Source organism: Desulfosporomusa polytropa (assembly GCF_055380075.1).
The window spans coordinates 4,411,188-4,434,112 of the sequence record NZ_AP042400.1; the positions used below are offsets into that span (position 1 = coordinate 4,411,188).

Here is a 22,925-nt window from a genome sequence, read left to right on the forward strand (position 1 = left end):
GCTCAAAAAATCGAAGCTAAAAAAATCCAAAAAATTTCCCTCCTGCAAATGGTCGGATGTTTATTTAAACAGGATCATATCCACCAGGATGGAACGGATGACAGCGTAAAATACGCTTAACAGCCATTACCACGCCACGATAAACCCCATATTTTTCAATCGCCATAAGCGCATACTCAGAACAAGTAGGCACAAACCGGCAGCTAGGTGGCTTTAATGGGGAAATAAACAGGCGATAAAACTTAATACTACTAATAATAAGCAAAGTAATTATTTGCTTCATGCTTTTTCCACCAATATTTTTGCTTTGGCACAAAGCTCTATAAAAGCTTTGACAATTTGTTCTGTGTTTGCCTTTAACAGTGGCTGTCTGGCAACAAGTACTAGATCAACGCCATTTATAATTTTTTCTTGCTGATGCCTATAAGCTTCCCTTAATAAACGTTTTAGACGATTACGCATAACAGCTGGTCCCAGGCGTTTACCAGCCGCAAAACCAATCCGTCGCTTAACAGACCGATTAGGCAAGACATATAATACCAAATGTTTATTGGCATATGACTTGCCTGATCGATAAACTGCTTGGAAGCTTTTATTTTGACAAAGCCTACCCATCTTGGGTAAAGTAAACCTTTTGACCATTTTTAATCATCCGGTTTCATAAATTTTCTTTCACCAATGGAAAAAATAGGCCACGAAAGCGGCCTACTATGCTGATAATTTTTTTCTACCTCTAGCGCGTCTTCTTTTAATTACAAGACGGCCACCAATTGATGACATACGCTCGCGGAAACCATGGGTTCTTTTTTTCCACAACGTATTCGGTTGATAGGTACGTTTCATTATTACACCTCCTTACATGAAAGAGAAAAGCCTTTAAATCTACAAAATTTCACTAGTTTAGATTATAGACTAGCGTGAGGTCTAATGTCAAGAATATATGGCTGTAACAAATAACTCTATCTGTGGATAAATTACTACCTTTTTGGCAATATGCAAAATATCTTGTTGATAACTGTCACGTGATTTGTTAATATAAACGTACCTAGTTATCAACAGGCCTCTGGATAACATTACGTAATATCTCTATTTTTATACTTATCCCCAATAAAATATACTTATTAACAGCTTTATCCACAATGGTTGATAACTTACCAATACACACTTACGGGATTATTTTGTACAGCTGTTGTATTTTTTTTTCGCCTCAACCACTATCTTAATAAAAGTTATCAACAACTGTTAATAACTTTGTGGATAACTTATGTTAATTACTATACTATTTTGTGGAAAACATCGTGTGAGGAAGGACTGAACAATATAATGAGCGCGGATACCGCTTATATGGCAACAATTTGGCAAAATGCATTGGTACATATGCAAAAAGCATTCATTAAGCCGCTTTTTGAAACATGGATCAAATCGACAATGCCACTTTCTATTACTGATAATGTCATTGAAATTGGCACTCCTAAACAATTCGTAAAAGAATGGCTGGAAAGCCGTTATGTACCTATTATTAAGGCTGCCTTAAAAGCTGCCGCCAATAAGGATTTCGAAGTTATTTTTATCAATATGGATATGGATATCGAAGGTGTCGAAGACACTGCCCTACTAATCCCCGAAATTGATATTGCAGCAGAACTTGCCGCACTCCCCCCCCAAATAGATACTCTACTTAGTTTATCCGAAGCGTCTGAGCCATCAGATAACCCGGCGGTTATTGATGATCTTACAAATGCTGATTACTTAAAATATCTTGACGATATTGGTGATATTCCTGAAGCGGCGGCATCGCTATCTCCTGAAACTCCTTCTCTAACTACTGCTCCGGTCGCTCCTATAAAAAAAGAAAGATACCCTAATCGTCAAAATATAATACTTCCACCAGTGGCAGAAGAGTTTAATTTAAACCCAAAATATATTTTTTCTACCTTTGTTATCGGAAATTCTAATCGCTTAGCCCACGCAGCTTCATTAGCTGTTTCTGAAGCTCCAGCCCAAGTTTATAATCCATTTTTTATCTATGGTGGCGTAGGTCTAGGCAAAACTCATCTTATGCACGCTATTGGCCATCGAATTAAGGAAAATAACCCTAATAGCAAAGTTGTTTATATATCCAGCGAAAAATTCACTAATGAGCTTATTAACTCTATTATTAGCGGTAATCCAGAAAGTTTCCGTCAGCGATATCGCAATATTGACGTTCTCTTAGTTGACGATATTCAATTTCTTTCTAAAAAAGAGCATACCCAAGAAGAATTTTTTCATACTTTTAATACATTACATGATGCTAATAAACAAATTATTATTTCCAGTGACAGGCCGCCACGAGAAATTCAAACTTTAGAAGACAGATTACGTTCTCGCTTTGAATGGGGTCTAATAACAGATATCCAGCCTCCAGATTTAGAAACACGTATTGCGGTTCTACGCAAAAAAGCCATGATAGAAAGCCTAAATGTTCCAAACGAAGTGGTTGTATATATCGCCAGTCGGATTGAAAACAACATTCGTGAACTCGAAGGCGCGCTTATTCGCGTAATTGCCTATGCTTCCCTTAGCAATCAGCCAATTGATATTGATTTAGCCACTGAAGCACTTAAAGATATATTCCCAAATGGCCGCCCAAAACAAATTACCACCGATCTTATCCAAGATATTGTCGCTGCCCATTTTAAACTAAAATTAGAAGACCTTTCTGCTAAAAAACGCACTCGTAATGTTGCTTTTCCCAGACAAATTGCGATGTATTTATGCCGGGAATTAACCGAAACATCGTTACCAAAGATCGGCGAGATTTTTGGCGGCCGCGATCATACTACCGTAATACACGCCCATGACAAAATTCACCGCGAACGAAATTCGGATGCTAAACTAAATAATACAATTAAAGACCTGATTAAACGCATTGAGTCATAAGTGCATAACTCTGTTTATAACTACCAATATAACTTGTACACAAACTGTTGATAACTTTAATCCGCATTTTATGTGTGAATATGTTGATAACTCCTATACTACTTATCGACATATTACCAACATGCTTATCCTATGAATATCACGTCTTCGACATATTTATCAACATATCAACAGCGCCTACTACTATTACGGCTATTTATTACTATATTCATTAAATATTAATAATAGTACGGTCGCTTCTTAAAAATTTTGCCTAATTTTACAATTTCAAGGGGGCCTTTTCTATGAAAATTACTTGTGCCAAAGACAAGTTACATCACGCAGTACAAATTGTTCAAAAAGCAGTTTCATCCAAAGCTACTCAAGCACTCCTATCTGGGATTTATTTATCTGCTGAGAATAATAAATTACAACTGCAAGCAACTGATTACGAAATTGGTATAAGTTGCACCATTGATGCTCAGGTAGATATTCCCGGGAAAATTGTACTATCTGGTCGCTACTTTCAGGAATTAGTAAAACGACTCCCAGGCGAAATAGTAGAATTGGCTTCGTCTGATGAAGACCATACGATAAAAATTACAGCAGGCACTTCTCAATTCAACTTATTGAGCCTGCCAGCTGAAGAGTTTCCGGTATTAAAATCATTATTTATAAAAACAAATGGAATAAATTCATTTACAATCAAAGATAATGTTTTACGTGATCTTATTAAAAGAACTACATTTGCTTGTGCTACAGAAGAAAGCCGTCCACTATTTACCGGAGCTTTATTAGAATTAACAGACACTGATGTTAGAATGGTAGCAACAAACACTCATCGATTAGCTTTAAAAAAGAGTGCTGTTGAAAATAGTACTGGCAGTAATCTTAAAATTATCATTCCTTCCAAAATTCTAAATGAATTAGCTCGGTTATTAACATCAGAACTTCCAGTTGATGTTAATATTTGCTGGGAAAAAAGCAAAGTCGCTTTTAGTTTTGAAGATGTTTACTTAGAATCGCGCCTAATTGAAGGGCAATATCCTGACTATAACCGAGTTATACCACCAGAATTTGCTACTACTTCAACTATTAATACGGCTTTATTTATGGATGCGGTAGAACGTGTATCACTTATGGCCAAAGATGGCGAATATAATATTATTAAATTCCAGTTTAATAGCAATGAAGTTATAATAACCTCGAATAATCCAGATGTCGGCAAGGCTTACGAAACAATACCAATATGTACTGAAGGTACAGAGATAGCTATTGCCTTTAATGCGAAGTATGTAACTGACATACTAAAAAATATCGGCACAACTGAACTTCAAATTGCATTAAATACACCCTTGAGCCCTGCTCGTGTTATACCTCAAAATGATGAAACCTACACCTACATTATTACCCCAGTTCGTACCAGCTAACAGTATGAAGAGTAAGATTGTTTGACATACTAGCGTAACAATCTTACTCTGTATTTATATTAACTTTGCTATGGAGGAAAAATCATGGAAGAAATCGAAATACACACATCTGAAATTAATATCGATCAGCTACTAAAATGGGCAGGTATTATTGATAACGGAGCACAAATTAAACCATTACTAGAAGATAAATTAATAAAACTAAATGGTACGACAGTCACAGAACGCAGGAAAAAAGTAGTTATCGGTGACGTTATTGCTATTGAGGGAATTGGCTGTTGGAGAATAATTACAGGTGAGGCATGAGAGTAAATCAGCTTGTTTTACATAATTTTCGTAATTATGTAAATATAAATATAAATTTTACAGCTAATGTAAATATCTTCCTTGGTCCTAATGCTCAAGGGAAAACCAACCTTATTGAAGCGTTGTATTTAGCTGCTATGGGGCGCTCACACCGAACGAACACTGATCAAGAATTAATACGTTGGGATCAGTCTGCAGCCCGTGTTGAGGTTATTTTTTTTCGTCAAGATGTCGAAAATTCATTAAAATTTAAATTTATAACCAACCAAAATAAGGAGATACTATATAATAGTCATCCCTTGCCGGTAAGAGAAATTATCGGTTCTCTTAATGCTATACTGTTTTCACCAGAGGATTTACTGTTGATAAAAGGAGCGCCGGTCTTACGTCGGCGCTTTTTGGATAATGAAATATCACAGGCAAATCCTATATATTACCGGAAATTATTAAACTATAACCGGATACTGGGACAACGTAACAATTTATTGAAAAAAATCAGAGAAGGTCGAGCAGGTATTGATTTGCTTTCTCCCTGGGATGAGCAATTCGCAGCAGCAGCAGCTACTATTACTCAAAAACGTTTGGAATCAGTAAAAAAGCTTACCATGTTAGCCAATCTTCATCATCGCAAACTTACCAGCAGTAGTGAAAGTCTCACAGTAAATTATCATTTGAATGGGGCTAACCAAGATAAAATAGATAACCTACATAATTGGTATCATGATCAAATTGAGCAGCAGCGTAAACAAGATATTCTAAGTGGCAATACTAACATTGGTCCGCACCGGGATGATCTTATATTTTTAGTTAATGGCAAAAATTTACGTAACTTTGGCTCACAAGGTCAACAGCGGACAGGTGTATTGGCTTTAAAGCTGGCAGAATTAGAATTTATTAAATCAGAAACAGGAGAATATCCCATTTTATTGCTTGATGATGTTATGAGTGAACTTGACGCCGCCCGCCGTTCTGAGTTACTCTTATTTATTAGAGAGCGTATCCAGACTTTTATCACTGCTGCTGATGAACAATATTTTTCACAAGTGAAATTTGGAAAATTTTATCACATTCAAGGTGGTATGGTAACGGAGTGATATTGTGTTTCGGATAAAAGATGTAATGCCAAGCACTCTAAAATCGCTGGGTGTTACTAAGCAATATAATGCTCAGTCGGTGATTGTTCATTGGCAGGAGATTGCCGGGGAAGAAATTGCCAGCCATGCATGGCCTATATCCATTCAGCGTGGTATACTGCTGTTAGCTGTAAATAATTCTGTCTGGAGTCATCACTTAATGATGTTAAAGACAGGAATTATTCATAAAATAAATACATTTCTTAATGAAAAATTAGTAACTGATATAAGGTTTCAAGCAGGAGATTTACGGAAATACCAGAATTCTGAAGAAGATGGGGAAAATAGTACCTTATTACAACCTGCCATACTGGACTCAAAAGAATTAGCTGCTGTGTGGCAGGCAACAGCGGCAATACAAGATAATAATTTAAGAAAAAAGTGTTACTATGTTTTAATAAAGCAAACTGGGATTACTATAACCAAAAAAAAAGCGGGTTGGCAGTCTTGCAAAAGTTGCAGCGTATTAGTTCCGCCAGGACAAAGTTATTGTAATGTATGCAGTCTTACTTATAAGCAGGAAAAAAAGTATGCAGTTACTAAGTTACTAACTGAAGCTCCCTGGCTTACGTATAAAGAAATCTGCCAGTTTGTTCCCTGCAGCCCGCGTGAATTTCATACTGGCAAAAAAAGACTGGTTCATAAATTGATTCATGCGTTGTTTGAGCCTGGATGGGATAAGCTTAATGAGGCTACTTTAGTCATGCTGATGACAGGAGTTAAGCCAGATAGAATAAATGAAACTATGGTTAATACTGTAATTAGCAAGATCAAAGGGCGGCTTGCGGAAAAAGTCAGGAGGAAAAGCTATGTTTCTGCACCTAGGCGCTGATACTGTTATTCCCTTGCGGAGTGTAATTGCTATTTTAGATTTAAAAATCACTAATTCGGCAATTACCAATCAGTATATCAATAATATAAAAGCAAAAAAAAATTTTATTGATATTTCCGAGAACAGTGCTAAGAGTTTTATTATAACTGACGAGAATATTTATTTTTCAGCAATATCGTCACACACATTAAAAAAGAGAGCTGGCTATATACCGGTTGCAGACGAGGAATAACGGGGGTTACGCATAATGGAAGATACAAATATTATAAATGATATGGAAGATACAACAGTAAGTGGCGATTATGGTGCGCAGCAAATTCAGGTTCTTGAAGGTTTAGAGGCTGTTCGTAAGCGTCCAGGAATGTATATTGGCAGTACCTCAGCTAGAGGACTGCATCATTTAGTTTATGAAGTAGTTGATAATAGTATTGACGAAGCCTTAGCTGGTTTTTGTGACAAAATTTTGGTAAAAATATTAAAAGATAATAGTATTGTCGTTATTGATAATGGCCGTGGTATCCCAGTAGATATGCATGAAACAGGAAAACCGGCGGTGGAAGTTGTGCTTACTATTCTTCATGCTGGTGGTAAATTTGGTGGTGAAGGCTATAAAGTTTCCGGTGGTCTCCATGGGGTTGGCGTTTCAGTAGTAAATGCGCTATCTGAGTGGATGGAAGTAGAAGTAAAACGCAATGGTAAGATTCATTTGATTCGCTTTGAACGCGGCTATACTGCACAAAGCCTTACGATTATTGGGGAAACAGAAGAAACCGGAACTAAGGTTTCGTTTAAACCTGATTTCGAGATATTTGAGGAATTGGAATACAGTTTTGATACACTAAAAAGCCGTTTGCGGGAACTGGCGTTTCTTAATCGCAACTTGACTATCGTCATGGAAGATGAGCGTACGGAAGAAAAAGAGGAATTTTACTATGAAGGCGGCATTGCCTCTTTTGTTGAATATTTAAATAAAAATAAAGATGCTGTCCATCCTCATCCTATCTATTTAAATGGTACTAAAGATACCACACTTGCTGAAATTGCAATACAATATAATGATGGTTATGCCGAAAATATACATTCCTTTGTTAACAACATCAATACTCAGGAAGGTGGCACTCATTTAAGTGGTTTTAAAATCGCTTTAACTAGGGCTATTAATGATTTTGGGCGTAAACTTAATGTAATTAAAGAAAATGATGAGAATTTAAGTGGCGAAGATGCTCGGGAAGGTTTAACAGCCGTTATTAGTGTCAAAATTCAGGAACCTCAGTTTGAGGGACAAACCAAGACCAAGCTTGGTAATAGTGAAGTTAGAGGCGTAATTGATAATATTGTTTCCGAAGGGCTTAATGAATTTTTTGAAGAAAATCCAACTGTAACTAAGAAAATTATCGAAAAAGCTATTATGGCCTCGCGTGCTCGGGAAGCCGCCCGTAAAGCGCGGGAATTAACCAGGCGTAAAAGTGCTTTGGAATCCAGTTCATTACCAGGAAAATTAGCCGACTGCTCGATCAAAGATCCGGATCAGGCCGAAATATATCTGGTCGAAGGTGACAGCGCCGGCGGCAGTGCCAAACAGGGCCGTGATCGCCGTTTTCAGGCCATTTTGCCGCTCCGAGGGAAAATTCTTAATGTAGAAAAAGCCCGTATGGATAAAATCCTCAACAATGAAGAAATTAGAGCGATGATCACTGCTTTCGGTAGTGGTATTGGTGAAGAATTTGATCTGGGAAAACGCCGTTATGGCAAAATAATTATTATGACAGATGCTGATGTAGATGGTTCTCATATAAGAACATTGCTATTAACCTTCTTTTATCGCCACATGCAGCCACTAATTCAAAATGGCCATGTCTATATTGCTCAGCCACCACTTTATCTTGTTAAAAAAGGTAAGGAAAGCTGGTATCTCTATAGTGATGCCGAAATGGACAGCTTACTTAACAGAATCGGGCGCGATAATATTAATGTTCAGCGTTACAAAGGTTTAGGAGAAATGAATCCTGAACAGCTGTGGGAGACAACCATGAATCCCGAAACCAGAACTGTTCTTAGAGTTGATCTTGAGGATGCTATAGCCGCTGATGATATATTTTCAATATTGATGGGTGATAAAGTAGAACCACGGCGCAAGTTTATTGAGGATAATGCTAGTAAGGTTAGAAATCTGGATATATAATAAGTTGTGAGTTTTGGTTATCAAATAAAAAAATGACTAGCGGTTTTTACGTTAGTCATTTTTAAATTATTTGAAGAAAGGAGCAATCAGGTGAATTATATTCGTGAATATCAAGATAAATTACGCACTCCCGAGGCTGCAGTACAAGTTGTTCAGTCAGGCGACTGGATTGACTACGGCTTTGCCACAAATCAACCAGTAGTGCTGGATGAAGCATTAGCCAAAAGAAAATCAGAGTTAAAAGATATTAAAATTCGGAGCGCTTTAACATTAAGGCCACGCCAGGTAGTAAGTGTAGACCCAGAGCGGGACGTATTTACTTTTTGTAGTTGGCATTTTAGCGGCTATGACCGGCAATTACATGACCGTAACCTCTGTAACTTTATTCCGATGATTTATCGCAATATGCCGCTTTATTACCGCAATGATCTTGTGGTAGATGTGGCTATGATTTCTGTTGCGCCCATGGATAAGCATGGTTATTTTAACTTTTCATTAGCTACCTCAGCTACTCGTGCTATTATAGAAACCGCCAAAATTGTTATTGTGGAAGTTAATGAACAATATCCACAGGCTTTAGGCGGCAGGGAAGAATGTATCCATATTTCTGAGGTTGATTTTATTGTTGAGAGTGGCGATATTGGTATTCCTGAATTGCCTATTGCTCTATCAGATGAAATTGATCAAAAGGTAGCTAGGCTTATTGTCGAAGATGTTGTCAATGGATCAATTCTTCAATTGGGAATCGGTGGTATGCCAAATGCTGTTGGTAATCTGATTGCCGAATCAGATGTCAAAGATCTTGGTATGCATACTGAAATGCTGGTTGACGCCTATTTGGCTATGTTTAAACAGGGTAAACTAACTAATAAACATAAGCATTTAGATAAAGGGAAAAGTGTCTGGACATTTAGCGCCGGCACCCGGGAGTTATACGATTGGGTAGACAAAAATCCTTTTCTGGCTGCTTATCCGGTAGATTACACGAATGATCCGGCTGTTATCGGGCAGTTTGATAATTTTATATCAGTAAATAACTGTGTTGAAGTTGATCTTTATGGACAAATATCCTCTGAATCATCAGGTGTGCGGCAAATTAGCGGTACAGGCGGGCAACTGGATTTTGTAACAGGCGCGTATTTATCCAAGGGCGGTAAGAGTTTTATCTGTTTTCGTTCGTCTTTTACCAATAAAAAAACTGGAGCTAATGGTTCCTGCGTAGTGCCAACTTTGCCGACAGGCGGTATTGTGACTAGTCCGCGGACACAGGCTCACTATCTTGTCAACGAATGGGGTAAGGTTAAGCTAGCAGGTTGCTCTACCTGGGAACGGACAGAGCGAATTATTAGTATTGCCCATCCTGATTTCCGAGAAGAACTTATTAAAAATGCCGAGCAAATGAAAATTTGGCGCAGGTCTAATAAGAAATAGCGATGTTGCAATAATAGATATGATAAAGGCGAAAGTCTGTATGACTTCCGCCGTGGTTTATTTTGTAGATAAATTTGTTAAAGGATCATCAGATGTGCTTTCATATAAAAGCTTTTTTGCTTGTCGGGAAGCCCATTTGATTTCATTTGCTGTTACTGCTACATCCAGTAAGGCGTGAAGGTGAAAGCTACCGGTGTCATTTGGTTGCCATTGTTCAATAGCCTGCATTAATTTTTCCCAGTAATCTTCACTGATTTCTTCGGGCAGGGCTGTTCTCTCATCGATAATAATGGCTCGTAGCTTCCCGTTGACTCTTGTTATAGTTGTACAGCCACTTGCCAGTATTTCCAGAATTATTTTAAATGCAGGACTGATTGGGGGTAAACCGGATTGGTACCGCCGGTCAAATCGATCAGGTAAGAGTTCATAAATTCGGTCAGCTTTCCCTATTAGCGATTGATTGTAATCAATGAATTTTTCTGCGTTAGTAAACCGATTAGGTTGTTCTGAGGTAATGGGATTTAATAAATCTCCCTCGCTTTTAAGAAATTGTAATAGTGTGCGGGCTTCTTTATTTAGTTTATGAACGCTTTTCTTTTGCGCTTGGCGTAAAATAGGTGGTTGGTTTTCAAGCTGTACATAATCTTGAATGGCCTGACAAAAATAAAGTACAGCCTGTTGATTGCTTTCGTGTAGTTTTTCTTTAAATTTCTGTTTAAAATCGGGAGGCCAAAGGATAATATTAATGAACATGGCGACAATGAGGCCAATAAATATTACAGCCGATCTATCCACGGCATGGGACAGAAATTGATCAGTGCTGGCGCTTAAGATGAATAAGGCTGCAATAATTTTAAAAGGGGGCTATGTAGTGAACGAAAGATATGTAGGAATTTTAGGAATAGGTTCTTATGTTCCTGAACAAATTGTTACCAATTTTGAATTAGAAAAAAAAATGGATACCTCAGATAAATGGATTGTTGAGCGTACAGGTATAAGTGAAAGACGGGTTATAAAAAAAGGCCAGGCTACTTCAGATTTGGCGACTAAAGCAGCTGAAAAAGCGCTGCAGGATGCAGGTGTGACAGCAGAAGAACTTGACCTGATTATTGTTGGGACAGTTACTCCAGACATGGTGTTTCCCTCAGTTGCTTGCTTAGTACAACAAAACATTAAGGCGATTAATGCAGCTGCCTTTGATCTCACGGCAGTTTGCTCTGGGTTTATTTATGGAGTTGCTACTGGTAGTTCTTTTATTAAAACAGGAACTTATAAAAAAGTGTTAGTTATTGGTGCAGAGTCATTATCGACGATTACTAATTGGACAGATCGGAATACAGCCATATTATTTGGTGATGGGGCTGGAGCCGTTGTTTTAGGTGAAGTAGAACCAGGATATGGAATTCTCGGGATGGATTTGGGAGCTGAAGGTAATGGTGGTCACTTGCTTATGGTGCCTGCAGGCGGATCACGCACTCCTACAACCAAAGAAACAATTGAGCAAGGTTTGCATTTTATTCATATGGATGGTAATGAGGTATTTAAGTTTGCTATTAAAATAATGGGTGAAACAGTAAAAAAAGCTCTTGAGAATGCTAAGCTTTTGGCCAAAGATATTACTTATTTGGTACCCCATCAAGCTAATCTGAGAATTATTCAGTCGGCTGCTAAGCGCTTAGGTATACCGCTTGAAAGGGTAATTATTAATGTTGATAAATATGGGAATACATCGGCTGCATCTATCCCTATTGCACTGGACGAAGGCGTTAAAAGCGGCAGAATAAAACAAGGAGACATTATCGCCATAGTAGGTTTTGGTGGCGGTTTGACCTGGGGATCAGGTATAATTCGTTGGGGTAAATAATAAATTAATATATTGATTTTTAAAATAAAAATCCCGCTGGTCATAAACTAGCGGGATTTTACACGTATACGATATAAGCTCTAAAATTATTTGACACTAATAATTTGTCCTTGAGTAATTGTTGCCAACTGGTCAGGGGTAATCCTAAATACATCAAAAGGCGTGCCAGCTGCAGCCCATACTTCATTATAATCAAACAGATCTGCATCAATAAGGCACTTAAGCTTGCTGAGATGACCGATGGGTGGTATGCCGCCAATGGCAAAACCGGTCGTTTCATGAACAAAATTATTATACAACTTATTTCTAAAATAATAAATCAAAAGTCCTGTATAATAGGACTTATATCCTAATTTTTACTTGACTAAAATTAGCCAGTAATGATAATATATTACAGTAACACAAAAAAAACGACATATTTGGCAAACTTATCGAAAGGTAAGGACGCAAAGCTATGGATCTAAGGGTTTTACCTATGATTGCCAGGTTGCCATCGCGTGATAAGACTAGGCTTTGGCTTGGTCTTATTTTATTTTTGAGGTGAGAGATACGATGCTTAAGTTAGGAGATAGAAATTGTACTTTAAAGAATATTGATGGTGACAAGTACCAGAAAAGCAACCTTACTAATCTGCTGGAAACATATAAAATATTAGCTCACAGAGCGGAAGAAATTATTTTATTTATAAAACTAAATGGTTATATTATCGATGCTAATGATGTGGCCTTACATAAGTATGGCTATTCCCGCAGGGAATTATTAGCAATGACTGTTTTCGGACTAAGGATAGATGAAAAATCTATTGTACTAGCTGATTTGAAAACTAGTAAGGAAAAAGGAGCTAGTTTTGAAACGGTTCACAGAAAAAAAGATGGAAGCCTAATAAATGTGCAAGTTAACTCTCAATGTACAACTATTAGCGGAAAGAAAATTCTTATTAGTGTCATTAGAGATATAACTGAGCAAAAAATTATGAAAGAACAACTACATTATGTGGCAAGGCACGATTATCTAACTGGATTACCTAATCAGTACTATTTGAGTGAATATATTTGTCAAATGCGTGAAAAAACAAGTCTAAAAATGAGTGCACTTCTTTTTGTAAATATCGATAATTTCAAGAGAGCTACCGATATTTACGGTTATAGTGCTGGGGATTCGATATTGAAGCAAGTTGTTACTTGTTTTCAATCCAATTTGCGCGAAAATGATTTTTTTGCCAGGCTTGATAAAGATGAATTTGCTATTATAGTACCTGATATAGATAAAGAAGAAACAAAGCTAATAGCAAACAAACTAGTAAAAGCGTTAAATCAAGAGAGTTTTGTTTTCGACGCAAGCTTTTTTAAAGTTAGTGTGAGCATGGGAATATCATTTATTGAGACAATACATGATATTGATAATGCATTTTCTTATGCGGATGCTGCCATGCGCGCTGCGAAGGAAGAAGGAAAAAACAGAGTAGTGGTAATTCAAAACCAGGAAGATAGAATGAAGGTATTTGAAAACAATCGGATTCTAACGCTAGTTAACACTGCCATAAAAAAAAATAAATTTAAACTATTCTTACAGCCTATATATAAGATTGGAAATGACGTTTTACATTACGAAGCCTTAATTAGGATGATTGATAATCAAGGAGAGTTACTTCCGCCGGCTACGTTTATTCCTTTAGCTGAGAGATATGGTCTGATGTCTCAGATTGATCAATGGGTTATACGAACGGCAATTGAGATGCTTGAAAGTCGAAATGATTTAAATATTTTTGTTAATATTTCGGGTGAAAGTCTTGGCGATGATTCACTATTAAAATGGATAGAATCTCGTATTAGTAAAAGTACGATAGATCCATGTCGAATTGGATTTGAAATAACGGAAACAACAGCGATAAAGAATATTACGAAAGCAGAATATTGGATTCGGAGGTTAAAAGCTCTGGGATGCTGCTTTGCGCTGGATGATTTTGGCGTAGGATTTTCGTCTTTCTCACATCTACATACATTACCAGTAGATTATTTAAAAATCGATGGGTCATTTATTAGAGATTTGGATTCTGACAATACCAAAAGAGCATTAGTGCAAGCAATGAATGCTGTGGCACATACGCTGGGGAAAAAGACAATAGCTGAGTTTGTTGAAAATGAGAGTATTTGGCGAATTTTGCATGAATTAAGTGTAGATTATGGGCAGGGTTATTATCTGGGTAGACCTGAACCTATATGTAAAGTCTAATGGCTGAAGACTTGCAAGAAGTTTCAAAATATAGTAGTTTGAGGAGCTGTTAATCAAATGAATGCGAAAGAAGAAGAAAATATTGTAATAAAGGAAGACGTGTCTACGATAATACAAGAATTACCTTGTCTTTTGGATAAATTAATAAAAAAGTTATCAAAAGAAGAATTCTCTCAGTTAACCCTTCAGATAAAAAAAATAATTCTAGAAGCTTAGTCTCCGATTTTGGCAAGAAACTTATGTAATTTATTAACATATAATATATCAATAAGTGTAACCTTGCAAAAAAGGAGAGGATATAATGGACTATAAAAGAGTTGACAAATGCCAAGGTTGCTGTCAACTTGAATTTGACATATTGCCAACAAATAGGCCGCCAGCCATTGACGCCGGATTTTGGGTACAGGCGACAGCCAGCGGCGAAGTATGCGGTTATGATAATGGTACCGGTAGTATTTCCTTATCGGCTGAAGGTTTGATTCCCCTAGGTGTATATACTGCCTGGTTTCTTACCGACAGGGGTCTAAAGCCAGCCGCCCCTACTGATGCTATCTATACGGCAGATGGTTTTGATCCTAACTGATTGGTGGTAAACAGTGATGGAGTGTTGAATTATTATATCGCGCCACTTGATTTTAACCCGTTTCGTGGTATCCCTTTGCCAGGAAGTAAAGTAAAGGCAGTAATCCAGGGAGTAATTATTGGTTTTCATAGTAATCGTACTACTAATGGTGTAATTCCCGGTGAATTCAATGTAACCTTTTTTGAACAGCTAACAGCTGAAATATGCTTTTCCCGCACAATCGCTATGGTAGCTACTGTTACGGAAAAATAAATAATAAGTATCGCTATTACCATAGTATTATAATAAAAAATGAAGTGATAAGGAAAAGAGTAATGTCATTAAATGTGATATTACTCTTTTTTTACAAAAAATATAAAATTATCCAATTTTATAAGCAGAACCAATTGACATAAATTTCACAAAGTATTATCATTAATAAATAGACGGAAAATTTAGAAAGGAGCGATTTTAATGATTCAAGTAGCAAAATTGTTTAAAGGTATTAATGGCAAATTGATTCTTTGTTTGTTTTTTACTGGTTTGGCCCCATTGGTAGGCTTTATATTATTGATGACTATCTTATCACAGATTCAATTTCAAGGATTTATATGTACGTACATTAGTATAATTATAGTGGCATTATTGATATGGGCGATACTTATTGCTAGAGTTATTGCCAGTCCTATTCATACATTGCTTATTAGTCTGCGTGAAATGGCTGCCGGAGGTGGCGATTTAAAGCAGAAGCTACATATTACGACAAATGATGAAATTGGTCAGTTAGCTCATAATACCAATAATGTTATGGAGAAAATTTCGGACTTAGTTGGTGAGATTACACAGATTGGCGGCAAAGTATCAGAAGATAGTAAATACTTATCTGATTACACAGCTCAGGCAACAGACGCTATGCGCCAGACAACCGAGAATATTGGAGAAATAGCAGCAGGTTCCTCACAGCAAGTGCATGATTTGGAGCTGTGTAGCCAATCTACAGGTCATGCTAGTATTCAGGTGAAAGATATTAATCAGCTTGCGGTGCAAACAGCTGGTTTGGCAAAAGAGGCTACTACCAGCGCTATTGAAGGGGCTGGTCAGGTTAAGGAAGCTATTGTTACAATGACCGGCGTAAAAAATCAAATGGATGTTTCGGCTAAAGCAATTCATGGTTTATCTAATAGGATAAGCCAGATCGGACAAATTGTTGAAGTGATTACGGCTATTGCGGCGCAGACTAATTTATTGGCTTTAAATGCGGCCATTGAAGCAGCAAGGGCTGGTGAGCAAGGCCGTGGTTTTGCGGTAGTGGCTGACGAGGTACGCAAACTAGCTGAGAACTCGCGGCAATCAGCAGAGGAAATAACCAGTTTGATTACCGGAGTAAAAGAAGAAACTTTCGATACAGTGGCAGCCATCGAAGCTGGGCTTACTAAGGCTCAACAAGGCGCGGAGATGGCCAGTGGCTCGGAAGCTGCGCTAAATCGGATTATTACTATTAGTCAAAAGCTGAATGAACAAGTAGGTATTATGGCTAATAATACAGCCGGAGTAACGGCTGATATTGAAAATATTGCTGCTAATGTGGATGGAATAACTGCTATTGCCCGTCAATTTTCAGGCGCTAGTCAAGAAATTAATGCGGCTAGTGAAGAAGTATTTTCGACTATTGAAAAGATTGCAACATCTACTGTAGATCTAAATGCTATGGCACAAAATATGGAAGAAATGACAGCCCAGTTTGTAAGTGTTGATGAAATTACCAGACAGCGGATTAAGGATAAACTAAATAAGGCGCGCGGGCTGTTGCTTTCTTATGGAACTATCCATATTAACAGCAGTAATCAAATGATGTCTGGCGAGCAAGTAATCAATAACAATGAACGTCTTATTGATGAAATAGCTAAACAGGTTGGAGCCGATTTTACAATATTCCAGGGAAATATTCGGATTGCTACCACGATTACTACCAAAACCGGACGAAGGGCCACTGGAACTCCGGCAGCAAAATATGTTGAGAAAGCGGTAATTGAGCGGGATAATCAATATATGGGGCGGGCAACTGTTATGAGGCAGTGGTATATTGTAAACTATGAACCACTCAAAGACAAAACTGGAAAAATCATCGGGATGTTGTTTGTTGGAGAAAAAATGGATACTAAAAACTAATAACGCAAGGGTGAATAAAAGCGACGCAATGGGTGTTACCACAACATCTATTGCGTTTTTTTATTTAAGACAGGCCCAATTTTTCCATTGGCGTAATAAATTAGTAAAAAGGTGTAATTGCCTTTGGTTGCATGTGTATATTTGTGTATATTTAAAAATAATTCAAGGTCACTCCAACAAAATATAAAAGGAGGCAAGTAAATATGGCTTTTGATTTTGAAAAACTCATCAGGCAAGATCGTAACGAGCACAAACAATATAAATTTGATGGTACATTATTGGATTATTTGGCAATAGTAAAAGAAAATCCGGAGATAACGGTATTAGCTCATCAACGAATGCAGGAACTATTAATTAAGTTTGGCATCGAAATTATTAAGACAGAAGAAAATCCGCGACTAAAACGAGTATATGGCAATGACACCATTAAGCGTTATAGCTTCTTTGTCAATAAATTTTTTGGCATTGATAAAAGCATTATGAAGATTATGCGTTATTTCCATTCGGCGGCAATGAAGGGGGAAGAATCCCGCCAGGTACTTTATTTGGTAGGGCCGGTAGGTGCTGGCAAGTCCTCCATCATGGAAGCGTTAAAACAAGTGCTGGAAATGAGCCCGCCTATTTATTTGCTTAAGGATTGCCCGATGCGCGAAGAACCTTTGCATCTTATTCCCAAGCACCTTCGTCCCCAGTTTGAAGAAGTATTAGGCGTAACTATTGAAGGGGATTTATGTCCGATATGCCGTTATCGGCTAAAGCATGATTTTGATGGCGAATTTGAGCGGTTTCCGGTGACTACATCAGAGTTTTCCATCCGCTCGCGCAAAGGCATTGGTGTTGTTCCGCCAGTTGACCCTAATAACCAGGATACCTCTGTGTTATCAGGGTCGGTGGATATATCTAAATTGGATCTTTATCCAGAAGACGATCCCCGTGTTCTGTCTTTAAATGGCGCTTTTAATGTGGGTAATCGCGGCATAGTGGAGTTTATTGAAGTATTTAAAAATGATGTAGAGTATCTCCACACAATGATTACAGCCACCCAGGAAAAGTCAATTCCCTCGCCAGGTAAAGGGGCTATGATTTATTTTGATGGCATTATTTTGGCTCACTCTAATGAAGCCGAGTGGAATAAGTTTAAATCAGATCATACCAATGAGGCTATTCTAGACCGGATAGTAAAAGTAGAGGTTCCTTATTGCCTGGAACTTGATGAAGAAGTTAAGATATACCGCAAAGTCTTAAAAAACAGCAGTTTTAACGCCCACATCGCTCCCCATACCATTGAAGTTGCATCCATGTTTGCAATTTTGACCCGCTTAACACCTTCTTCCAAGGTTGATCCGTTCACCAAATTAAAAATCTATAATGGTGAAGAAATTGTGGAAAAAGGCTCGACCAAGCGAATGGACATTGTTGAACTTCGTGACGAAGCTCCTCGTGAGGGTATGACAGGTATATCTACCCGATTTATTATGAAGGTTCTTGATAATACATTGTCTGAATCTGAATTTAATTGCATTAACCCGATTGCCGTTATTGAGACAATGGTTAAGGCAACTAAGGAGCTAGCCATTGCTGAGGATGAAAAGAAACGTTATCTTGGCTTTTTGCAAGACACTATAAAAAAAGAATATAACAAAATACTGGAAAAAGAAGTAACAAAAGCTTTTATTCATGGCTACCGAGAACAGGCCGAAAGTTTGTTTAACAATTATCTTGATCATGCCGAAGCCTATGTAAATGAGACTAAACTAAAAGATGTAAACACAGGGGAAGAATTGGAACCTGACATCAAGTTTATGCAGTCCATTGAAGAGCAAATAGGAATTACCGGCACAGCTGCCCAAGGATTCCGCCAGGATGTGACCTCCTACATGTTCTCAATTATGCGCAGCGGCGGTAAGATTGAGTATAAGAGCTATGAACCGTTAAAGGAAGCTATTGAAAAGAAGTTAACGGCTTCAGTAAAAGAGCTTTCGCGCATTATTACCCAGGCTAGAGTACGTGACAAAGAACAGGATACTAAGTATAACACCATGGTAGAGGCCATGAAAAACAATGGATACTGCCAGCATTGTTGTAATGTCGTGCTAAAATATGCCGCCAATAATTTATGGAAAGACTAAGGTGATAGCGGAGGTGACCTATGGCAATTTTTAAAGAAGGCCGTACAGGAGAGTCTGATCGCTCGCAATATGACCGTAAGCGCCACCGTGAATTGGTTGAAGATGCCATCAAGCGCAATTTGGGTGATATTATTGCTGACGAAAGTATTATCGGACAAAGTAAAAATAAAAAAATAAAGATACCTGTTCGTGGTATCAAAGAATATCAGTTTATTTATGGCAAAAATAACGGCGGTACGGCCAGCGGTACCGGTGAAGAAGCACGTGGCCAGGTTATTGGCCGTACCAATAGTCAGCAAGAACAAGGGCTTGGCCAGGCGGGTAGTGAGCAAGGGGACGAAATTTACGAGACTGAAATTACTATGGATGAAATTGTCAATTACATGTTTGAAGAGGCACAGCTGCCTGACTTGGAGCGTAAAAAATTCGCGGTGCAAGAGTCTGAGTATATTTTTAAACGTTCAGGTTATCAACGGAAAGGCATTCCGCCGCGGCTGGCTAAAAAACGGACACTGGTCGAAAAACTTAAACGTCAGCAGGGAATGGTTAGAGAAAAGCTTTGTGACCAAATTCTTAGTGAAGATGGCCAACAGGTACGGGAGCGGGTACCATTTCGTGAAGATGATTTGAGATATTTTAGGGTGAAGGAAGATATCCGTCGTCATTCCAATGCGGTAGTTTTCTGCATCATGGATGTTTCAGGCTCAATGGATCAGAGTAAAAAATATTTGGCGCGTACCTTTTACTTTTTGCTATATCAATTCTTACGCTGGAAGTATGAACAGGTAGAAGTCGTATTTATTGCGCATACCACGGAAGCCAAAGAGGTAAATGAGCGAGAGTTTTTTCACCACGGCGAGTCAGGTGGTACAATGATTTCCAGTGGCTATGCCAAGGCCCTGGAAATCATTGAGCAGCGCTATAATCCTGATGTATGGAATATTTATGCCTTTCATTGCACCGATGGTGACAACTGGACAGAAGATAATGAGCGAACTGTTGATAAAGCCAATGAGTTGGTTAGTGTTTGCAACCTGGTAGGCTATGTCGAGATCTTGTCTAATTATAGTTATGGTGTTACTATTCGCCGTCAATTGGATCAAAACATCAAGGCCAAAAACTTCATTATTGCGTCTATGGGGCGAAAAGAAGATATTTGGCCAGCTCTCAAACGTATATTAGAAAAAGAAGTTGAGCCCACAATACAGGCTGAGACAGAAGGTGGCGGTGATATATTGTGACGGCAGATTATAGCATGCAGGACCTAGAAAAGTGGAATGATAAAATTGAAGTGCTAATTAAAGATGCTGGCTTAAATTGCTATGAACAGCAGTTCGAAATTTGCAGTTATGAAGATATGCTATGTTATGAATCCTATGTTGGTATGCCATCTCATTATCCTCATTGGAGCTATGGTAAGGTTTATGAACGGCAAAAAACCTTCTACACATATAACTTAACTGGTTTGCCCTATGAGATGGTAATTAACTCTGATCCTTGTATAGCATATCTCATGCGGGATAATACATTGCTGTTACAGATCCTGACAATTGCACATGTGTACGGACACAATGATTTTTTTAAAAATAACCGGATGTTTAAAGAGAATACCCGGGCAGAGCTGACTGTCGAAATGTTTAAAAGCCATGCTAGCCGGGTGAGAGACTATATTGCAGATCCTAGTATCGGCCCAAAACAAGTGGAGCGAATTCTTGATGCTGCTCACGCGTTGCGATTCCAAGTCAGACGGCAAGGAGAAGGCAAACCCCTTACTAAGAGTGAACTGGCTAAAGAAGTACCAGATGAGGTACCAGACCGCTTAAAACAGGATTTGTTGGGCTTTTTGAGTGAACGGGGTAAGCTGGCTTATTGGGAGCGGGATTTGATCAACATTGTCAGAGAAGAAACCTTTTATTTTTTACCACAAGTAGAAACCAAGATTATGAATGAGGGCTGGGCCAGCTATTGGCATTATCGCCTGCTGCAAGAGCTTACACTGCCGCAAGGCTTGCATTTTGAGTTTCTGCAACGCCATAATCTTGTTGTCAGACCGCATGAAAGGCAAATTAATCCCTATTTTATCGGCTTTAAAATGTTTGAGTATCTGGATAAAAATAGTGGAAGGGATGAAATATTTAAAATTCGCGAGCAAGAGAGGGATCAGTCATTTCTACGGCGCTTTTTGAACCAGGAGTTGTGTGAAGAACTGTGTTTGTTTAATTATAAAGTGCGTGGTATAGATGTTGTGGTAACAGAGGTAGCTGATGAAGAGGGGTGGCGAACAATTCGTGATGAATTAGCCAATATGGTTGGTTTGGGAATGGTGCCGCAAATCCATCCAGTGACTGTGGAGAATGGGGTATTGGTACTCGAACACATCTATGATGGGCGAGAATTAGAGATGAATTATGCTAAAGAGACGATTAAATATGTTGGTGAGTTGTGGGGGGATAGGGTAGATTTGAAGACCAAGCTCAATAATAAAGATAAAATTGTACGTTGTACTAAAGAAAAGATGGTAGCCGTATGGGATGTATAGAATAAAAAAACTTAGTTAAGGCCAAATGCCTTAACTAAGTTTTTTTTACTTACGGGGTATATTCTTTGGCTGATTCTTCACCAATTAGTACACGGTAGGCTCCTTCGGCCAGTGCTTGCAGTTCATTTTCGCCAGGAATAATAATAACAGGGGCAATAAAGCTAATATATTCTTTGAGTTTGGCGGTAAGCTGCTCTGAATAGGCAATGCCGCCAGTGAGAATAATATAATCTACTTTACCGCAGACCGGTATGGCAGCCGCACCGATGCTTTTGGCAATGGTATATATCATTGCTTGATAAACAAGTTCTGCCTGTTTATCACCTGTCGCTATGCGGCGTTCCACCTCCCGCACATCATTTGTGCCCAGATAGGCCACTAAACCGCCTTTACCAGCTATCAGTGAGGCAATTGTGTTTATATCCAATTTTTCAGAAACAATCTTATCTGCAAACTGCTTAGCAGGCAGCGTACCAGCTCGCTCTGGTGAAAATGGCCCTTCTCCATCGAAGGCATTATTAACATCAACAGCCTCACCAAAGGTGTGACAACCAATGGAAATACCGCCTCCTAAATGAGCTATAATTAAATTGAGACTATCATAAGAACGGTTAATGGTTTTAGCAAAACGCTTGGCTACTGCTTTATGATTCAGCGCATGAAAAATGCTTTTGCGGGTAATTTCTGGGCAACCGGTAAGCCGGGCCACTGGTGCCAGTTCGTCAACAACTACGGGATCGACAATATAGCCAAGGCAACCACCTTCTTTGGCCAGTAGATCAGCAATAATACCACCAAGATTACAGGCATGAGCACCATAGCGATTATGTTTTAGATCATCCAGCATAGCTGCTGTGATTTGATATGTACCACCTATCATTGGTTTTAATAATCCACCGCGGGCGACAACCGCAGATAAATCGCTGGCTTTTATATTTTGACCAGATAAAAAAGCAACGATATTTTCCAAGCGGTATTCAAATTGTTCAGTAATCGAGGAAAACTTCGCGATATCCTCAGCGCTATGACTAATATTTTGTACAAAAATTTCGGTGGTATTGTAGTATAGACCAATTTTAGTGGAGGTAGATCCAGGATTAATAGTCAAGATTTTATATACCATAGAATAGCCCCCTGTTTAATATATTGCTGCCAACCACATCAGCTACTAGCAAAGTAGTAACGCGTTGTATGCTTTTGCGGGAGTAAAGTTAT

23 protein-coding genes and 1 riboswitch are annotated in these 22,925 nt (G+C 38.3%); of the genes, 17 read left to right on the top strand and 6 right to left on the bottom strand.

What is annotated here, in order from left to right; genetic code table 11:
• Positions 1-64 precede the first annotated feature (64 nt).
• The 3 genes from yidD to rpmH all read right to left on the bottom strand — a co-directional run bounded on the left by yidD (position 65) and on the right by rpmH (position 843).
• Complete coding sequence (gene yidD, locus ACZ449_RS22415) at positions 65-283, bottom strand: membrane protein insertion efficiency factor YidD (RefSeq protein ID WP_464258267.1); 219 nt, start codon at positions 281-283, stop codon at positions 65-67.
• Positions 280-642, bottom strand: coding sequence for a ribonuclease P protein component (gene rnpA, locus ACZ449_RS22420; RefSeq protein WP_464258268.1), 363 nt, complete (start codon positions 640-642; stop codon positions 280-282). The genes yidD and rnpA overlap by 4 nt, the downstream gene beginning before the upstream one ends.
• A gap of 66 nt (positions 643-708) precedes the next feature.
• Positions 709-843, bottom strand: coding sequence for a 50S ribosomal protein L34 (gene rpmH, locus ACZ449_RS22425; RefSeq protein ID WP_464258269.1), 135 nt, complete (start codon positions 841-843; stop codon positions 709-711).
• A gap of 501 nt (positions 844-1,344) precedes the next feature.
• On the opposite strand from rpmH, the gene dnaA reads away from it, so the two are divergent.
• The 8 genes from dnaA (at position 1,345) to ACZ449_RS22465 (ending at position 10,215) form a co-directional block, all read left to right on the top strand.
• Positions 1,345-2,922: a chromosomal replication initiator protein DnaA gene (gene dnaA / locus ACZ449_RS22430; protein WP_464258270.1), complete on the top strand. Its 1,578-nt coding sequence runs from the start codon at positions 1,345-1,347 to the stop codon at positions 2,920-2,922.
• Positions 2,923-3,206: 284 nt separating this feature from the next.
• The gene (dnaN, locus tag ACZ449_RS22435) at positions 3,207-4,331 is read left to right on the top strand and encodes a DNA polymerase III subunit beta (protein WP_464258271.1); all 1,125 of its coding nucleotides are present in this window, start codon (positions 3,207-3,209) and stop codon (positions 4,329-4,331) included.
• Positions 4,332-4,415: 84 nt separating this feature from the next.
• Positions 4,416-4,637, top strand: coding sequence for an RNA-binding S4 domain-containing protein (locus ACZ449_RS22440; RefSeq protein ID WP_464258272.1), 222 nt, complete (start codon positions 4,416-4,418; stop codon positions 4,635-4,637).
• Entirely contained in the window at positions 4,634-5,731 is a 1,098-nt protein-coding gene (recF, locus tag ACZ449_RS22445; RefSeq protein WP_464258273.1) for a DNA replication/repair protein RecF, read from the top strand. The genes ACZ449_RS22440 and recF overlap by 4 nt, the downstream gene beginning before the upstream one ends.
• Before the next feature lie 4 nt (positions 5,732-5,735).
• The gene (locus ACZ449_RS22450; protein WP_464258274.1) at positions 5,736-6,602 is read left to right on the top strand and encodes a DciA family protein; all 867 of its coding nucleotides are present in this window, start codon (positions 5,736-5,738) and stop codon (positions 6,600-6,602) included.
• Complete coding sequence (remB, locus tag ACZ449_RS22455; RefSeq protein ID WP_464258275.1) at positions 6,580-6,834, top strand: extracellular matrix regulator RemB; 255 nt, start codon at positions 6,580-6,582, stop codon at positions 6,832-6,834. The genes ACZ449_RS22450 and remB overlap by 23 nt, the downstream gene beginning before the upstream one ends.
• A 15-nt stretch (positions 6,835-6,849) precedes the next feature.
• Entirely contained in the window at positions 6,850-8,784 is a 1,935-nt protein-coding gene (gyrB, locus tag ACZ449_RS22460) for a DNA topoisomerase (ATP-hydrolyzing) subunit B (RefSeq protein WP_464258276.1), read from the top strand.
• 90 nt (positions 8,785-8,874) lie between these two features.
• Positions 8,875-10,215 (top strand): acetyl-CoA hydrolase/transferase family protein, encoded by a 1,341-nt coding sequence (locus ACZ449_RS22465; protein ID WP_464258277.1) that lies wholly within the window; start codon positions 8,875-8,877, stop codon positions 10,213-10,215.
• A 57-nt stretch (positions 10,216-10,272) separates the two neighbouring features.
• Here the strand turns inward: ACZ449_RS22465 and ACZ449_RS22470 are convergent, their stop codons facing one another.
• Positions 10,273-11,010 (bottom strand): hypothetical protein, encoded by a 738-nt coding sequence (locus tag ACZ449_RS22470; RefSeq protein ID WP_464258278.1) that lies wholly within the window; start codon positions 11,008-11,010, stop codon positions 10,273-10,275.
• A gap of 37 nt (positions 11,011-11,047) precedes the next feature.
• Between ACZ449_RS22470 and ACZ449_RS22475 the strand changes: the two genes are divergently transcribed.
• Complete coding sequence (locus tag ACZ449_RS22475; RefSeq protein ID WP_464258279.1) at positions 11,048-12,079, top strand: beta-ketoacyl-ACP synthase III; 1,032 nt, start codon at positions 11,048-11,050, stop codon at positions 12,077-12,079.
• An 86-nt stretch (positions 12,080-12,165) separates the two neighbouring features.
• Here the strand turns inward: ACZ449_RS22475 and ACZ449_RS22480 are convergent, their stop codons facing one another.
• Positions 12,166-12,402, bottom strand: a complete 237-nt coding sequence (locus ACZ449_RS22480) for a YbaK/EbsC family protein (RefSeq protein ID WP_464258280.1) — start codon at positions 12,400-12,402, stop codon at positions 12,166-12,168.
• 88 nt (positions 12,403-12,490) lie between these two features.
• A riboswitch (cyclic di-GMP riboswitch) is annotated at positions 12,491-12,574 on the top strand.
• 57 nt (positions 12,575-12,631) lie between these two features.
• Here ACZ449_RS22480 and ACZ449_RS22485 point away from each other — a divergent pair.
• From ACZ449_RS22485 to ACZ449_RS22520, 8 genes are all read left to right on the top strand, one after another.
• Positions 12,632-14,311: a sensor domain-containing protein gene (locus tag ACZ449_RS22485; protein ID WP_464258281.1), complete on the top strand. Its 1,680-nt coding sequence runs from the start codon at positions 12,632-12,634 to the stop codon at positions 14,309-14,311.
• Between the two features lie 57 nt (positions 14,312-14,368).
• Positions 14,369-14,527 carry a hypothetical protein gene (locus ACZ449_RS22490; protein ID WP_464258282.1) on the top strand — a complete coding sequence of 53 codons (159 nt, stop codon included), beginning with the start codon at positions 14,369-14,371 and terminating at the stop codon, positions 14,525-14,527.
• A gap of 85 nt (positions 14,528-14,612) precedes the next feature.
• Positions 14,613-14,894: a hypothetical protein gene (locus tag ACZ449_RS22495; protein ID WP_464258283.1), complete on the top strand. Its 282-nt coding sequence runs from the start codon at positions 14,613-14,615 to the stop codon at positions 14,892-14,894.
• Positions 14,895-14,915: 21 nt separating this feature from the next.
• A complete protein-coding gene (locus ACZ449_RS22500; RefSeq protein WP_464258284.1) occupies positions 14,916-15,146 on the top strand; it encodes a hypothetical protein in 231 nt (76 codons plus the stop codon).
• Between the two features lie 201 nt (positions 15,147-15,347).
• A complete protein-coding gene (locus tag ACZ449_RS22505) occupies positions 15,348-17,042 on the top strand; it encodes a methyl-accepting chemotaxis protein (RefSeq protein WP_464258285.1) in 1,695 nt (564 codons plus the stop codon).
• Between the two features lie 203 nt (positions 17,043-17,245).
• Positions 17,246-19,171 (top strand): serine protein kinase, encoded by a 1,926-nt coding sequence (locus tag ACZ449_RS22510; RefSeq protein WP_464258286.1) that lies wholly within the window; start codon positions 17,246-17,248, stop codon positions 19,169-19,171.
• Between the two features lie 20 nt (positions 19,172-19,191).
• Positions 19,192-20,412: a YeaH/YhbH family protein gene (locus ACZ449_RS22515; RefSeq protein WP_464258287.1), complete on the top strand. Its 1,221-nt coding sequence runs from the start codon at positions 19,192-19,194 to the stop codon at positions 20,410-20,412.
• On the top strand, positions 20,409-21,710 hold the full coding sequence (locus ACZ449_RS22520; protein WP_464258288.1) for a SpoVR family protein: 1,302 nt from the start codon (positions 20,409-20,411) through the stop codon (positions 21,708-21,710). Before ACZ449_RS22515 ends, ACZ449_RS22520 begins: the two co-directional genes overlap by 4 nt.
• Positions 21,711-21,759: 49 nt before the next feature.
• Here ACZ449_RS22520 and buk read toward each other — a convergent pair whose 3' ends face one another.
• A complete protein-coding gene (gene buk, locus ACZ449_RS22525; RefSeq protein WP_464258289.1) occupies positions 21,760-22,833 on the bottom strand; it encodes a butyrate kinase in 1,074 nt (357 codons plus the stop codon).
• Positions 22,834-22,925: the final 92 nt, after the last annotated feature.

Excerpts from the sequence above, each read along its gene's own strand:
- yidD (WP_464258267.1), bottom strand. The coding sequence starts at position 283 with ATGAAGCAAATAATTACTTTGCTTATTATTAGTAGTATTAAGTTTTAT.
- rnpA (WP_464258268.1), bottom strand. The coding sequence starts at position 642 with ATGGTCAAAAGGTTTACTTTACCCAAGATGGGTAGGCTTTGTCAAAAT.
- rpmH (WP_464258269.1), bottom strand. The coding sequence starts at position 843 with ATGAAACGTACCTATCAACCGAATACGTTGTGGAAAAAAAGAACCCAT.
- dnaA (WP_464258270.1), top strand. The coding sequence starts at position 1,345 with ATGGCAACAATTTGGCAAAATGCATTGGTACATATGCAAAAAGCATTC.
- dnaN (WP_464258271.1), top strand. The coding sequence starts at position 3,207 with ATGAAAATTACTTGTGCCAAAGACAAGTTACATCACGCAGTACAAATT.
- ACZ449_RS22440 (WP_464258272.1), top strand. The coding sequence starts at position 4,416 with ATGGAAGAAATCGAAATACACACATCTGAAATTAATATCGATCAGCTA.
- recF (WP_464258273.1), top strand. The coding sequence starts at position 4,634 with ATGAGAGTAAATCAGCTTGTTTTACATAATTTTCGTAATTATGTAAAT.
- remB (WP_464258275.1), top strand. The coding sequence starts at position 6,580 with ATGTTTCTGCACCTAGGCGCTGATACTGTTATTCCCTTGCGGAGTGTA.
- gyrB (WP_464258276.1), top strand. The coding sequence starts at position 6,850 with ATGGAAGATACAAATATTATAAATGATATGGAAGATACAACAGTAAGT.
- ACZ449_RS22475 (WP_464258279.1), top strand. The coding sequence starts at position 11,048 with ATGAATAAGGCTGCAATAATTTTAAAAGGGGGCTATGTAGTGAACGAA.
- ACZ449_RS22485 (WP_464258281.1), top strand. The coding sequence starts at position 12,632 with ATGCTTAAGTTAGGAGATAGAAATTGTACTTTAAAGAATATTGATGGT.
- ACZ449_RS22490 (WP_464258282.1), top strand. The coding sequence starts at position 14,369 with ATGAATGCGAAAGAAGAAGAAAATATTGTAATAAAGGAAGACGTGTCT.
- ACZ449_RS22495 (WP_464258283.1), top strand. The coding sequence starts at position 14,613 with ATGGACTATAAAAGAGTTGACAAATGCCAAGGTTGCTGTCAACTTGAA.
- ACZ449_RS22505 (WP_464258285.1), top strand. The coding sequence starts at position 15,348 with ATGATTCAAGTAGCAAAATTGTTTAAAGGTATTAATGGCAAATTGATT.
- ACZ449_RS22510 (WP_464258286.1), top strand. The coding sequence starts at position 17,246 with ATGGCTTTTGATTTTGAAAAACTCATCAGGCAAGATCGTAACGAGCAC.
- ACZ449_RS22515 (WP_464258287.1), top strand. The coding sequence starts at position 19,192 with ATGGCAATTTTTAAAGAAGGCCGTACAGGAGAGTCTGATCGCTCGCAA.
- buk (WP_464258289.1), bottom strand. The coding sequence starts at position 22,833 with ATGGTATATAAAATCTTGACTATTAATCCTGGATCTACCTCCACTAAA.